Annotated in this window: 11 protein-coding genes, 1 tRNA gene and 1 pseudogene; 9 read left to right on the forward strand and 4 right to left on the reverse strand. The window is 73.8% G+C overall.

The window, feature by feature from the left end; genetic code table 11:
- Positions 1 to 180 precede the first annotated feature (180 nt).
- Positions 181 to 753 carry a TetR/AcrR family transcriptional regulator gene (locus tag ACPXCB_RS15930; protein ID WP_425876116.1) on the forward strand — a complete coding sequence of 191 codons (573 nt, stop codon included), beginning with the start codon at positions 181 to 183 and terminating at the stop codon, positions 751 to 753.
- Between the two features lie 24 nt (positions 754 to 777).
- On the opposite strand, the gene ACPXCB_RS15935 is transcribed toward ACPXCB_RS15930, so the two are convergent.
- Positions 778 to 1,986: an amino acid deaminase/aldolase gene (locus tag ACPXCB_RS15935; protein ID WP_425876118.1), complete on the reverse strand. Its 1,209-nt coding sequence runs from the start codon at positions 1,984 to 1,986 to the stop codon at positions 778 to 780.
- A 334-nt stretch (positions 1,987 to 2,320) separates the two neighbouring features.
- Here ACPXCB_RS15935 and tmk point away from each other — a divergent pair, with 334 nt between their 5' ends.
- From tmk to ACPXCB_RS15965, 6 genes are all read left to right on the forward strand, one after another.
- Positions 2,321 to 4,384, forward strand: a complete 2,064-nt coding sequence (gene tmk, locus ACPXCB_RS15940; RefSeq protein ID WP_425876189.1) for a dTMP kinase — start codon at positions 2,321 to 2,323, stop codon at positions 4,382 to 4,384.
- Positions 4,384 to 5,652 carry a DNA polymerase III subunit delta' gene (locus ACPXCB_RS15945; RefSeq protein ID WP_425876120.1) on the forward strand — a complete coding sequence of 423 codons (1,269 nt, stop codon included), beginning with the start codon at positions 4,384 to 4,386 and terminating at the stop codon, positions 5,650 to 5,652. Before tmk ends, ACPXCB_RS15945 begins: the two co-directional genes overlap by 1 nt.
- A 181-nt stretch (positions 5,653 to 5,833) precedes the next feature.
- Positions 5,834 to 6,163: a YbaB/EbfC family nucleoid-associated protein gene (locus ACPXCB_RS15950; RefSeq protein ID WP_121397041.1), complete on the forward strand. Its 330-nt coding sequence runs from the start codon at positions 5,834 to 5,836 to the stop codon at positions 6,161 to 6,163.
- A gap of 1 nt (position 6,164) precedes the next feature.
- A complete protein-coding gene (locus tag ACPXCB_RS15955) occupies positions 6,165 to 6,470 on the forward strand; it encodes a hypothetical protein (RefSeq protein WP_425876122.1) in 306 nt (101 codons plus the stop codon).
- Positions 6,470 to 7,156, forward strand: coding sequence for a hypothetical protein (locus tag ACPXCB_RS15960; protein WP_425876123.1), 687 nt, complete (start codon positions 6,470 to 6,472; stop codon positions 7,154 to 7,156). The genes ACPXCB_RS15955 and ACPXCB_RS15960 overlap by 1 nt, the downstream gene beginning before the upstream one ends.
- Before the next feature lie 80 nt (positions 7,157 to 7,236).
- Complete coding sequence (locus ACPXCB_RS15965; RefSeq protein ID WP_151453437.1) at positions 7,237 to 8,076, forward strand: PSP1 domain-containing protein; 840 nt, start codon at positions 7,237 to 7,239, stop codon at positions 8,074 to 8,076.
- A gap of 46 nt (positions 8,077 to 8,122) precedes the next feature.
- Here ACPXCB_RS15965 and ACPXCB_RS15970 read toward each other — a convergent pair whose 3' ends face one another.
- Positions 8,123 to 9,856, reverse strand: a complete 1,734-nt coding sequence (locus ACPXCB_RS15970) for a metallophosphoesterase family protein (RefSeq protein ID WP_425876191.1) — start codon at positions 9,854 to 9,856, stop codon at positions 8,123 to 8,125.
- Positions 9,857 to 10,005: 149 nt separating this feature from the next.
- On the opposite strand from ACPXCB_RS15970, the gene ACPXCB_RS15975 reads away from it, so the two are divergent.
- Positions 10,006 to 10,079, forward strand: a tRNA-Thr gene (locus tag ACPXCB_RS15975).
- Between the two features lie 187 nt (positions 10,080 to 10,266).
- Here ACPXCB_RS15975 and ACPXCB_RS15980 read toward each other — a convergent pair.
- Positions 10,267 to 11,730 (reverse strand): multicopper oxidase family protein, encoded by a 1,464-nt coding sequence (locus ACPXCB_RS15980; protein WP_425876125.1) that lies wholly within the window; start codon positions 11,728 to 11,730, stop codon positions 10,267 to 10,269.
- A gap of 349 nt (positions 11,731 to 12,079) precedes the next feature.
- On the opposite strand from ACPXCB_RS15980, the gene ACPXCB_RS15985 reads away from it, so the two are divergent.
- On the forward strand, positions 12,080 to 12,484 hold the full coding sequence (locus ACPXCB_RS15985) for a VOC family protein (protein WP_425876127.1): 405 nt from the start codon (positions 12,080 to 12,082) through the stop codon (positions 12,482 to 12,484).
- Between the two features lie 355 nt (positions 12,485 to 12,839).
- Here the strand turns inward: ACPXCB_RS15985 and ACPXCB_RS15990 are convergent.
- Positions 12,840 to 13,289 (reverse strand): annotated as a pseudogene (locus ACPXCB_RS15990) (SRPBCC family protein); the annotation flags it as partial.
- Positions 13,290 to 13,378 lie beyond the last annotated feature (89 nt).

Genomic DNA, 13,378 nt, shown 5'->3' on the forward strand with positions numbered 1-13,378 from the left:
ACGTTGTCGCAGGTAAATACCGCAATCGAGGTTTGCTCGTTGTACCGGTAGTCACGAACCCGTGACGTGCAGATATGTTCATCCGTCGAAGGGGGGTGGCGAGTGTCCACACCAGCCGCCACAGCCGGGCCGCTGCGCCGCGTACCGGTGCAGGGTCGAAGTGTCGCACGGGTCCAGCGGATGCTGGACGCCTGTGCCGAACTCGTCGACGAGGTGGGGTACGAGGGTCTGACCACGACCCTGCTCGCCGAGCGTGCCGAGGTGGCGATCGGGTCGGTCTACCAGTTCTTCCCGGACAAGCGGGCGATCGTGCAGGCGCTGACCCTGCGCACGATGGAGTCCTACCTCCAGCGGCTCGACGAGCGGTTCGCCTCCGACGACCTGACCCACTGGTGGGACGGGGTCGACGCGGGCATCGACGAGTACATCACGATGCACCGCACCGTTCCGGGCTTCCGTACCCTGCACTTCGGCGACGTGGTCGACCTGCACCTGCTCGACGAGCAGCGGGACAACAACGGCGTGATCGCGGACCAGTTGGGCCGCGTACTCGCCGAGCGCTTCGGGCTCGACGTGCCCGACCTCCGGTTCCACCTGGAGATCGCCGTGGAGGCGGCCGACGCGCTGATCAAGTTGGCGTTCCGCCGGCTGCCCGAGGGCGACGACCGGGTCCTGGTCGAGGCGAAGGCGCTGATCCGGGAGTACCTGCACCGCCAGGTCGACGCCCAGGTCGACGCCAACCAGACCGGCTGACCGGGGGCGCGCCGGGCGCGTGGATCAGAGGAAGGCGTGGCCCTCGCCCCGGTAGGTGGGCACGGTGGCCACGACCGCATCCCCCTCGACCAGGTGCAACTCGTTGACGTGCTCGCACAGCTCGCCGGCCTTCGCGTGCCGGAACCAGACCCGGTCGCCGACCCGCAGCGCGCCGGCCGCCGCGCCGGCCAGGGGGGTCTGCACCTCGCCGGCCCCCTCGGTGCCGATCAGCTTGAGGCCCGCCGGCAGCCACGGCCGGGGCAGCCGGCTGTCCTCGGCCGGGCCGGAGGCGATCCAGCCGCCGCCGAGCACGGTGGCCAGGCCGGGCCCCGGGCGGCGGACCACCGCGCAGGCGAAGGCCGCCGCCGGGGTGGGGCGCCAGGCACGGTAGGCGTCGAACAGCGTCGGCCCGTACAGGCCCGATCCCGCGGTGACCTCGGTGACCGCGGGATCGGCGCTGGTCGCGGCCACGCTGCCGGTGCCGCCGCCGTTGACGAACTCCAGGTCGGCGTGTTCGCGTACGGCGGCCACCGCCGCGCCCCGGCGGGCCAGCAACTCGCGGTACGACCCGCGCTGGGCCAGCCGGATCGCGGAGCCGAGCACCGCCCGCCCGGGCGGCGCGTCGCCGAGGCCGGCGATCTGCGCCTCGTACGCCATCAGCCCGACCAGCCGGAAGCCGGCGCGGTCGGCGACGGTGGCGGCGAGCGTGCTGGCGGCCCGGGCACTGTGCACCGGCGAGCGGCGCACCCCGACGTGCACCCGCCCGCCCAGCGGTCGCCAGGAGGCGTCCAGGTCGAGGCAGACCCGCAGCTCGGGGCGGCGCCCGGGCGGGCACACGGCGTCGACGAGGTCGAGCTGGTCGGTGTTGTCGATCATCAGCGTGACGGCGGCGGCGAGCCCCGGGTCGGCGGCGAGCGCGGCGAGTGCCCCCCGGTCGGCCGTGGGGTACGCCACCAGCGCGTCGTCGGTCACGCCGGCGCGGACCAGCCAGAGCGCCTCGGGCAGGGTGAAGGCCATCACGCCCCGCCAGCCGGGACGCCCCAGCGCCCGGCCGATCAGGTCCCGGGCGCGAACCGACTTGCTGGCGATCCGGACCGGCTTGCCGGCGGCCCGTTCTGCCAGCGCGGCGGTGTTGCCGTCGAAGGCCGCGAGGTCCACGACGGCGTACGGCGGGTCGAGGTGCGCGGTCGCCCGGTCGAGGCGGTCACGAAGTTTGTCGCTTTCGATGGCCACGTGTGCACGCTAACTGTCTGGGAGCCAATGCGAAATACCCTCGCGTCTGTCCGGGCTGCGGGCGGTGGCCGCGGCGGCCTAGGCTCGACGAACAGGAGAATGTCGCGGCGGGGTGGGTCCCCGCCGGGTCTAGAGTGTTCCACCGGGACTGCCCAGCGATGGGCCGGCACGTGGAGGTACGGCCATCGAAAGCCAGTTCAACGGCGAGTCGCCCGGCGTGTCGTCGTCCTCGTCCAAGCCCGGCGGCGCCACCGAGAAGCCCGGCCCGGACCACTCCGGCTACGCCGCCATCCGCTCGGTGCTGCGGATCACCCCGTTCCGCCGGCTCTGGATCGTGCTCGGCGCGGCCTCCTTCGGCGACTGGTTCGGCCTGCTCGCCACCAGCGTCTTCGCCGCCTCCCAGGTGGAGGGCAGCACCGCCCAGGGCGCCGCGTTCGGTGGCGTGATCGCCATCCGGCTGCTGCCGGCGCTGGTGCTCGGCCCGGTCGCCGGCGTGTTCGCCGACCGGTTCGACCGGCGCTGGACCATGGTCATCTGCGACGTGCTGCGCTTCCTGCTCTTCGCCTCGATCCCGCTGGTCGCGCTGCTCGGGGCGAGCGGGCCGGTCGTGGTCGGCTGGGCGGCGATCGCCACCTTCCTGATCGAGTCGATCACGCTGCTGTGGATCCCGGCCAAGGAGGCCGCGGTCCCCAACCTGATCCCGCGCGCCCGGCTGGAGGCCGCCAACCAGCTCACGCTGATCACCACGTACGGCCTCACCCCCATCCTCGCCGCGCTGATCCTCGCCGCGCTCGACGGCATCGTGCGGGCGGCCACCGGGGGCTCGACGCCGGACTGGGCCGCGCCGGCCGACCTGGCGCTCTGGTTCAACGCGTTCTCCCGGCTGGCCACCGCGCTGGTGGTGGCGTACGGCATCAAGGAGATCAGCCAGGGGCAGTCCGCCGAGACGGACCGCACCGAGCAGAGCATGATGCGCCAGTTCAAGGAGGGCTGGCGCTACATCGGGCAGACCCCGCTGGTCCGCGGCCTGGTGCTCGGCATCTTCGGCGCGTTCGCCGGCGGCGGCATCGTGATCGGCACCGCCAAGTTCTTCGCCACCTCGCTCGGCGCCGGTGACGCCGCCTTCTACCTGCTCTTCGGCGCCATCTTCGTCGGCCTCGCGCTCGGCATCGGGCTCGGCCCGATGATCGTCAAGGAGATGTCCCGGCGGCGCTGGTTCGGCATGAGCATCGTGCTGGCCAGCGCGTCGGTGATGGCCCTGGCGTTCGCCATCCACCTCTCCATGGCGATGGTCGGCGCGGTCCTGGTCGGCGCGGGCGCCGGAATGGCGTTCCTCTCCGGCACCACCCTGCTCGGCGGCGAGATCGCCGACGAGGTGCGCGGCCGGGTCTTCGCGGTGGTGCAGATCGGCACCCGACTGGTGCTGATCCTCGCGATCGGCCTCAGCAGCCTGCTCGCCGGCGTCGGCGGCTCGCGCCGGCTGGAGCTGGCCGACCTGGGCGTGTCGATCTCGTCCACCCGACTGCTGCTGCTCGCCGCCGGCGCCGCCGGCATCTTCGCCGGGATCAGCGCGTTCGGGCAGATGGACGACAAGAAGGGCGTTCCCGTCCTGGCCGACCTCTGGGGCTCGATCCGGGGCCGCCCGCTGATGCCGGCCGAGCCGTTCGTCTCCGCCGGTCTCTTCGTGGTCTTCGAGGGCGGCGAGGGCGCCGGCAAGTCCACCCAGCTCGCCGCGCTCGCCGAGCGGCTGCGCGGGCAGGGGCGCGACGTGGTGGTGACCCGCGAGCCGGGTGCCACCGCCGTCGGCGAGCGGATCCGGTCGCTGCTGCTCGGCGCGCCCGGCTCCGACGTGCCGTCGCCGCGCGCCGAGGCGCTGCTCTACGCCGCCGACCGGGCGCACCACGTGGCCACCGTCGTCCGGCCGGCGCTCGTCCGGGGCGCGGTCGTGATCAGCGACCGGTACGTCGACTCGTCCCTGGCGTACCAGGGGGCGGGGCGGACGCTCCCCGTCGACGAGGTCTCCTGGCTCTCGTCGTGGGCCACCGGCGGGCTCAAGCCCGACCTGGTGGTGCTGCTCGACGTCGAACCGCACACCGGCCTGGCCCGGGTGGCGGCGCGCGCCGAGGCGGCCGACCACCTGGAGGCCGAGTCCGTCGCCTTCCACGAGCGGGTCCGCTACGCCTTCCTCGACCTCGCCGCCGCCGACCCGAAGCGCTACCTGGTGCTCGACGCGTCCCGCCCGGTCGAGGAGATCACCGGGCAGGTGACCCGGCGGGTCGAGGAGATGTTCGGCAGCCCCGGCGGCATCGTGCACCCGCGCCCCGCGCAGGGACCGGACACCTCGGTGCAGCCGGAGTTATCCGAATCGGAGCTGGTACCGATGGAGCGCCGGACCTGATGCCCGACGTCTTCGCCGACCTGGTCGGGCAGGACGAGGCGGTCGACACGCTGCGCCGGGCCGCCGCCGGGGCGTCCGCCGTGCTGCGCGCCGCCGCCCCGCCCACGACCGACGCCGCCGGGGACGAGTTCGACGCGCTCGCCGACGAGTCCGACGGCGGTCAGCCGCCCGCCGTCGACGCGGGGGCGGGGATGACGCACGCCTGGATCTTCACCGGACCACCCGGGTCGGGCCGGTCGGTGGCGGCGCGGGCCTTCGCCGCTGCCCTCCAGTGCGCGTACGGCACCGGCTGCGGCGGGTGCCCCGGCTGCCACACCACGATGACCGGCACCCACGCCGACGTCCGGATGGTGGTGCCGGACGGGCTCTCCATCGGCGTCAACGAGATGCGGGCGCTGGTGCTGCGCGCCGCCAGCACCCCGTCGGGCGGGCGCTGGCAGGTGGTGGTCATCTCCGACGCGGACCGGCTCACCGAGGCGGCCGGCAACGCGCTGCTCAAGGCCATCGAGGAGCCGCCGCCGCGGACGGTCTTCCTGCTCTGCGCCCCGTCGACCCACCCGGACGACATCTCGGTGACCATCCGGTCGCGCTGCCGGGTCGTACCGCTGGTGCAGCCTGCACCGGAGGCGGTGGCCGAGGTGCTGGCCCGCCGGGACGGCGTCGCGCCCGACGTGGCGCGCTGGGCCGCGGCGGCGGCGCAGGGGCACGTGGGACGGGCCCGCCGGCTGGCCCGCGACCCGGAGGCGCGCACGCGCCGGGAGGCGGTGCTCGCGGTGCCGCGCCGGCTGACCGGCGTGGGTGCCGCCTTCGACGCGGCGTCAGCGTTGATCGAGGCGGCCGAGGCGGAGGCCGAGGCGTCGGTGGCGGAGACCGCCGTGGCCGAGCGGGCGGCGCTGGAGACCGCGCTCGGCGCTGGTGGCACCGGGCGGGGCGCGGCCGGCGCCATCCGGGGCGCCGCCGGGCAGCTGAAGGACCTGGAGAAGCGGCAGAAGTCCCGGGCCACCCGGGCGCAGCGGGACGCGCTGGACCGGGCGCTGGTCGACCTGGCCGGTTTCTACCGCGACGCGCTCACCATGGCGCTGCGCGCCCCCGTCGCGCCGGTGCACACCGACACCGCCGCGCTGGCCGGGGCGGGCGCGCAGAAGTGGGACGCCGAGGGGGCGCTGCGCCGCCTGGAAGCGGTGCTGGAGTGCCGGGCGGCGATCGAGGCGAACGTCAAGCCCCGGATCGCCGTCGAGGCGATGATGCTCTCGCTCTGGAAGGGCTGAGCCCGCAGACCGGGCCGCCCGAGCCGGGGCTTCGGCGACCGATTCGCCCCCGGAGTCCCGGCGGCCGGACCGGTTGTCCACAGGCATCGACAGGCGCAATTGCTGTGCGGTACGGTCCGGTGTGCCGCCGTGACGGCGGCGGCACGCACAGTGATTTTCCTGTTCCGGGAGGGGTCCGCCGATGCCGCGGGGGGAGATCGACGAGGCCTGGATCGAGGAGGCGGTGCGGCGCTACCGCCGGATCGAGTCCCTCCAGACCGAGTTCGACCAGGCGGTGTCGACCGTCGAGGTCACCGTGCGATCGCCCGACGGGCTGGTCGAGGTGGTGGTCACCGCGGGCGGGCGGATCACCGACGTGCGCTTCCTGGGCCCGCTGCACACCCGAAACCCCCGCGACGTCGCCGGCTCGGTGCAGGCGGCGGTCACCGCGGCGGCCGACGCCGCCCAGTGGGCCCGGGAGAAGCTGCACAACGAGACCTTCGCCGCTTACCGGCCGCTGGCGGGAGCCTGAGATGGAGAGCCTGCGCGCCCTCGCCGCCCGGCTCGACGAGGCGAGCGAGACCATGACCGCCGTGTCCCGCACGGTCACCGCCGGCGACCCGCCGCAGGCTGCGTTCGGCGTCGACGCCCCCGGCCGGCCCGGGGAGATCGGGCGGGCCCTGCACCGGCAGTGGACCGCCGCCACCGGCGACCGGGCGAGGGAGGCGCACGTCGCCGCCCAGCGGCTGGCCGCCGCAGCGGAGGCGGTGCGGGCCACCGCAGACCACTACGCGGACGTCGACCGCGCCGCGCGCCACCGGCTGACCGGGGAGGCGTGATGGACGCGCTGGACCGGCTCGCCGAGCCCGGCCTCGACCTGCTCCGCCGGGTCGACACGCTGCTCGTCGCGGGGGCCCCCGAGGGGCACCGCGTGTGGCCGCTGCTGCGCCGCATGCAGGTGCTCCCCGGCGAGGCCGTCCGCAACTTCCTCGACCTGCATCCGGCACCGCTGGCCGCCGCCGGCCACACCGCGCGCCGCCTGATGCGGGGCTACGACGACGCCTGCGCCGCGCTGACCGACCCGGTGCTCTGGTCCGGTCCGGCCGCGTCGTCGTACGGGCAGGCCCGGGCGGCCCTGCTGCGCCACCTCGACGAGGGGCCGGAGAGCCTGGTCGGCCGGCTGGAGTCGACGGCCGGCTACGCCGACGCGCTCGCCGACTGGGTGGAGGGCAGCCGGCTCGCACTGGCCCGGGCGCTCGCCGACGTCCTCCGGTGTGCCGAGGCGGTGACCGTGGTCGCCGCGACGTCGACGCCGGGCGGCGCACCGGGGCACCGGGCAGCTGCGGGCCCGGGCGGGAACGAGGCCGCCGAGATCGCCGCGCGGGTGCTGGCGGTGCTCTGCGTCGCGTACGACGGGGCCGAGACCCTGCTGCGCCAGTGGGCGCCGAGCCTCGCCGAGTCCCGCTGGCGGGCGCCGGTAGTCGACCTCCCCCGCTACGACACCCCCACCCGCGTCGGCTGGTGACGACCCCGGGTGCACGCGCGGTAGCCGGATGGCGACTGCCGGCCCGGCCGCCCCGGCCCGCGCGTCGTAGGGTGTGAGGCATGGGCATGCTCTGCGCGGTCAGCTTCCAGCGGTACGGGCGCCTCTACTACCTGGACCCGGGTGAGCTGCGTCCCCAGGTCGGCGACAAGGTGCTGGTGCCCACCGACGACGGGCCCGAGGTGGCCGAGTGCGTCTGGGCGGCGCAGTGGGTCACGGAGGAGACCGAGGGCTTCCCCCGGCTGGCCGGCCTGGCCGGCGAGGAGGACCTGCGTCGCGACGAGACGGTGCGCCGCCGCAAGGCCGAGGCCAAGGTCGCGGCGAAGCGGCTGATCCGGGAGCACGCCCTGCCGATGAAGGTGGTGGCGATCGACCACGTGCTGGGCGCCGCCGAGGGTGGTGGCGAGCGGAGCACCATCTACTTCACGGCCCCGCACCGGGTGGACTTCCGCGCCCTGGTCCGGGACCTCGGCGCCACCCTGCACTGCCGGGTCGAGCTGCGGCAGCTCTCCGCCCGGGACTCGGCGCGGGTGCAGGGCGGCATCGGCTCCTGCGGCCGGGACCTCTGCTGCGCCACCTTCCTCAACGACTTCGAGCCGGTCACCATCCGGATGGCGAAGGACCAGGACCTGCCGCTCAACCCGCTGCGCATCTCCGGGGCGTGCGGCCGGCTCATGTGCTGCCTCAAGTACGAGCATCCCCTGTACCAGAGGTTCCAGGAGTCGGCCCCGGCGATCGGCACGCGGGTGTCGACGCCGGAGGGCGACGGCCGGGTCGTCGGCCACAGCGTTCCCCGGGACTCCGTCACGGTACGTCTCGACGCCGACGGCTCCCGCTGCTCCTGCTCCCGCGCCTCGGTCTGCGGCCCCCGCCAGGCCCACGACCAGCACTACACCTCCTAGCCCACCCTTCCTCCACACCCCGCCTGCCCTGCCCCCGGGGCAGGGGTCAGGTGAGGGTGGTGGGGGGCTCGGCCAGGCGGGGCCGCAGCGGCTGCTTCGGAGCCAGCCAGGAGGACTCGGGGGACTGGTCCGGGTTGACCTGCCAGTCGCGGGACACCCGGTCGACGGCGATCGGGTAGATCGTCAGCGTCCCGTCGGGGTCGATGCGCAGCCGCAGGAACGCCTTGGCGTCCTCGATGCCCTGCCCGGCGAAGAGCTCGTTGAGGTTCACCCCGAACGCGCCCGCCACCAGCAGGTACGCGGCCACCAACTGGCTCGCCACCAGCCCGCTCACCGGGCCGTAGAGCACCGCCGCGGCGACGGCCGGCAGCGGCCACGGCCAGTCGTAGAAGGGCAGCGCCAGCCACGCCCAGGTGCCGGCGGCGGCCAGCCCGATCTGGGCCAGACCGTGGCCCACGCCGAGGATCCAGTGCCGGGCGTGCCGCTTGCCGCCGGAGCTGGGCGGCTTGGCGAAGAACGCCGCCGCGAGCATCGTGACGATCAGCATCGCCATCAGCGGCACGCTGAACAGCCGCTGGTCCGTCCCGCTCGGGTTGGTCACGACGCCGGCCATCGCCAGCATCAGCAGCGTGTGCAGGGTGCCCAGCAGGGTGGTGAAGCCCGGGTTGCGCCGCGGCAGGCGGGGGAAGATCCCCCACGCGTACCGCCGGGAGCGGGCCTGCTCCGGGTAGCGGCCGGCCAGCTCGTACGGGTGGGAGGCACTGGCCCGCCGGGCGAGGGTGTCGCGCGGCGGCACCTCGATGCGCTCCGGGAGTTGGTGCGTCGGGTAGAGGTACGCGCCGCCGCCCCCGCAGGTGATCAGCTGCCGGTCCGGGCCGGCGTAGCGGGCGTAGTGGTGCAGGTCGCCGGAGATCAGCAGCCGCACCTGGGCCCCGGTGGGCGCGACGATCGTACGGATGAAGTAGTCGATCGAGTCGTACGCCGTGGGATGGTCGACGGCCTTGACCCACGTCGGCGCCGGCACGGCCAGGATCACCCGGCTCTGCGGGCCCAGCCGCTCGGCGACCCGGTCGAAGTAGGTGAGCTGCGGATCGTCCAGGTACGAGCCGGACTGGTCGTCGAGGCCGAGCAGCCACCAGCCGGCGGGCAGCTCGACGGCGAAGTACGAGCGGGACTGCCCGGTCTCCCAGCCGCCGAAGTGCCGGTCCCGGGACCGGACGAAGAGCCGCAGGAAGGCGGTCAGGCCGTCGTACCAGTCGTGGTTGCCGGGCACCGCGAAGAGCGTGGGCCGCTCGGGCGGGGTGACCGGCAGCGCGGCCTGGTAGGGCCCCTTGCACCGGTCCTCGTACGCCTCGAAGGCCGCCGACGGGTAGACCTGGTCGCCGCCCATCACCAGGGTCTGCGCGCGGGGCAGCCGGTGCCCGTCCACCTCCAGCTCGGGCTGGGCGATCAGGTACGCCACCGAGTAGGTGGCGTTGAATCCGTCGCCCAGGTCGGCCACGTAGTCCAGCCAGAGCCCGCCGTCCGGCCCGACCTGCCGCGCGATGCGCGCGTCGAGGGAGTTCTGCAGCTCGCGCTTGTCCAGGTACGCCCCGAAGAGCATCGCCAGCAGCGTACGGATGCCGGTGCTGACCAGCAGGAACGGCGCGAGCCACGGCACCGGCTTGCGCGGGGTGAAGCCCAGCTCCCGGGGATCGGTGCCGCGTGGCCGGCGCGTGGCCCGGCCGCCGGCCGCCTCGCTCGTGTGGGCACTCTCCGCCGCGCCGTCCTGCGGATCCACGTCGGGGGCGCGATCGTCGTTCACCCGCCGCAGCGTAGTCCCGGCCGGCAGCGGTCGCTGTCCGGCGGACGACGGGTTCGGGGTCGGGTGTCCGGATGGGGAACCCACTCGGTCGATGGGCGGGTCGTGCCGTACACTTGGCGATCGTTGCCGCCTTAGCTCAGTCGGCTAGAGCGACGCACTCGTAATGCGTAGGTCGACGGTTCGATTCCGTCAGGCGGCTCGGTGAAGAAGCCCAGGTCAACGGCCTGGGCTTCGCCGTTTCTCCAGGTCGGTCATTCCCGTCGAGGTCCCGTCCGCACATGGCCCGCACCCCGTGCCACGCCAGGCTGCCCGCGCGACGGCCCGGCCCCGGGCACCGAAGGCCCGGGGCCGGGTCCTGGCCCGTGTGACTCTCCCAGCGGATCGGATCAGACGATCTTGAGATTGGCCATCATGCCCATCGCGCTGTGGTCGACCATGTGGCAGTGGTACGGGTAGACCCCGCGCCAGGTGTCGAAGGTGGCCTGGAGCCGCACGCTCTGCCCGGGCCAGACGATCACGGTGTCCTTCAGGCCGGACTCGGTGGGATCGGCCGGTGCGCCGTTGCGGCCGAGCACCCGGAACTGCACCAGGTGCATGTGGAAGTTGTGGGGCATGAAGGCGTTGGCGTTGGTCACCGTCCACTCCTCGGTGCTGCCCCAGGCGATGGTGGTGTCGATCCGCGCCGGATCGAAGACCTTGCCGTCGATGTACGCCTGGTGCCCACCGGAGCCCGGCTCGTCCATCCGCAGCTCGATGTTGCGGCGCACGGTCGGCGTGGGCAGCGGAGGCAGGGTGCGCAGCCGCTGCGGTACCGAGGTGCGGTCCGGCCCCTTCGCCCGTACGACGTCGAAGCGCATCACCTGGCCTACCTGCTCGGCCGGGCCCGGCCCCATCAGGTTCTGCAGCACCACCGAGGTGCCCGGCTGGTAGCGGGCGAAATCGATCACCACGTCGAGCCGTTCGCCGGGCGAGAACAGCAGGTGCTGCATGGTGACCGGCGCCTCCAGCAGGCCGCCGTCGGAACCGATCACCGTGATATCCCCGCCGTCGGCGAGCCGCAGCAGGAAGAACCGCAGGTTGCTTGAGTTGACCAGACGGAAGCGGTAGCGGCGGGCCTGCACCTCGAAGCGCGGCCACGGCCGCCCGTTGACCAGCAGGGTGGTCCGGTTGTCGGCGTCGTCCATGGTCCAGACCAGCTGGGCGTTGGCGTCCAGGTGCGCGTCGCGTAGCACCAGCGGGACGTCGAACCGGCCGCGGGGCAACGGAAGCGCCGCCTCGGTGCGGTCGGTCAGCAGATAAAGGCTGGACAGGCCCCGGTAGAGGTGCTCGGCCTCCATGTGGTGGGTGTGGTCGTGCATCCAGAGCGTGGCGTGCGGCTGCCGGTTCGGGTAGTTGTAGACCCGCTCGCCGCCGGGCGGAATCGTGGCGTCGCCCGAGCCGTCGTCGCCGGGGGCGGTGGCGCCGCCGTGCAGGTGCACCGCCGTGGGCATGTCCAGCCGGTTGCGCTGGCGTACCACCACCCGCCGACCAGACGTAGCGCGGATCGTTGGGCCGGGCAATTCGCCGTTGTAGGTGTACACCTCGGTGCGGGTACCCGGCACGATCTCCAAGCGCCTGCGGTGCATGGTGACCGAGTAGTAGTCGGTGGTGGCGGTCCGCAGCACCGGGCGCAGGGTCTGCGGCATGCTCAACGGGACGGTGAACGGGGTCACGGGCGGGGGCGTCGGGGAGGCGACCCCTGCCGCGGCGGGGGCTGCCCCCAACCGTCCGGCGAGGCTGGCCAGGCCGCTGGTCGCCCCGATGATGCCCGACGCCGCGCCGAGGCGCAGCAGTTGACGACGAGTGGACAAGACAGTCCCTTCCCAGAAGGTTCGCGAGAGTTCCCGCAGACGCCGGTGGCTGGTGGGCCGGACGGTCATCGCAGGCACGATGATGCCGGCAATCCCATAGGGAGGAGACCCCTATCGGCCGTACACCTGGAGACGCCCTGCGGGTCGACTGCCCCTATGGATGGCAGGGCGGGTGGGTGTGACGGCCGCTGACCCTGTCGCACCTGATCCGACCGTGCGGTGGCGCGCCCCTGCCGGCGGCGGCTGCGGCGAACGGGGCCGGGAACTGCGGGCACGTCGGCGACCGACGGCTTCCTGTCGGTCGTGGTCGCTATCCTCCCGGCGTCGTCAACCCTCCGGAGGCAGCCTCATGCAGTACGCACCCGTCGTCGTCGCCCTGCCGATCGCCGACCGCCCCACCTCGTACCGCTTCTACTCGGAGGGGCTCGGCCTGGAGGCCGTCGGCGAGTTGGCCGAGGACGGCATCCCCGAGCCCCTGCAGTACGCCGTCAACGACGGCCTCCGCGTCATGCTGGTGCCCACCGGCGGCTTCGGCTGGGTCATCGGCGACCACGAGGTGGCCCCGCGCGGGCAGAGCGAGTGCCTCGTCAGCCTCCCGGCCGCGACGCCGGCCGAGGTCGACGAACTCGTCGGGCGGGCCCGGGCCGCCGGCGCGCAGGTCGTCGTCGAGCCGGCTGCGCAGCCGTGGGGCTACACGGGCACGTTCGCCGACCCGGACGGTCACCTCTGGACGGTGCAGGCCGACGCGCGCTGACGCCACCGACCGGACCGGGACGAGCGGACGGCCCGGTTCGCGGGGAACCGGGCCGTCCGCCGACAGGGGCAGGCGTGCGGGGGGATCAGAGGGTGCGGTGCGGGTAGCCGGCGGTGCCGGGCTCCGGAACGACCTCGACCTCGGTCACCACGTACTCCGTGTCGGTCGTCGTGGTGGCCGGCCGGTCGTCGGCGTCGGAGCGGCGCTTCGCGGCCGCGGCGGCTCCGGCGGCAGCGGCGGCCCCGGCCACGGCGGCGCCCGCCGCCACGGCCTTGCCGGACACGCCGGCGCTGCCGCTGTCGCCCTGGGTGGCGGCGGCGTGCTCGACGCCCGGGGTGCCGACACCGAGGCCGCTGTCGACGGTGCCGCGCCAGGCGCCGGTCTCGACGCCGCGCTCCTCGATGTACGTCTTGAACTTCCGCAGGTCGGATTCGGCCTGCCGCTCGATGATGTTGAGCTTGTCGCCGGCCTTCTCGAGCAGGCCCTCGGGCTCGTACTCGAGGTGCAGGCTGACCATGGTGCGGTCGGCGTCGACGGGCTGGAAGTAGACCGCGCCGGCGTTGGTCACACCCTCGGTGGCCGCCCAGGCCACCTTCCGGTCGGGCACCTGCTCCAGCACCCTGGCGTCCCACTCGCGCTGGACGCCACCGATCTCGGCGACCCAGTGCATCCGCCTGTCGTCGAGCTGGCGTACCTCACGGACGCCCCCCATGAAGCGGGGGAACTCCTCGAACTGCGTCCACTGGTTGTACGCGGTGCTGACCGGAACCTGTACTTCGATGGACTTCTCGACCTTCGTGGTCATGGGCGATCCTCCTCGTCAGGTCGAACCTTCTCGTTCGGCAAGTTGAGCCGTCATCGTCAACGAAACTCCTACCCCGATCGAGGGCACTA

This window comes from Micromonospora sp. DT62 (genome assembly GCF_049847285.1).
Lineage (GTDB): Bacteria > Actinomycetota > Actinomycetes > Mycobacteriales > Micromonosporaceae > Micromonospora > Micromonospora reichwaldensis.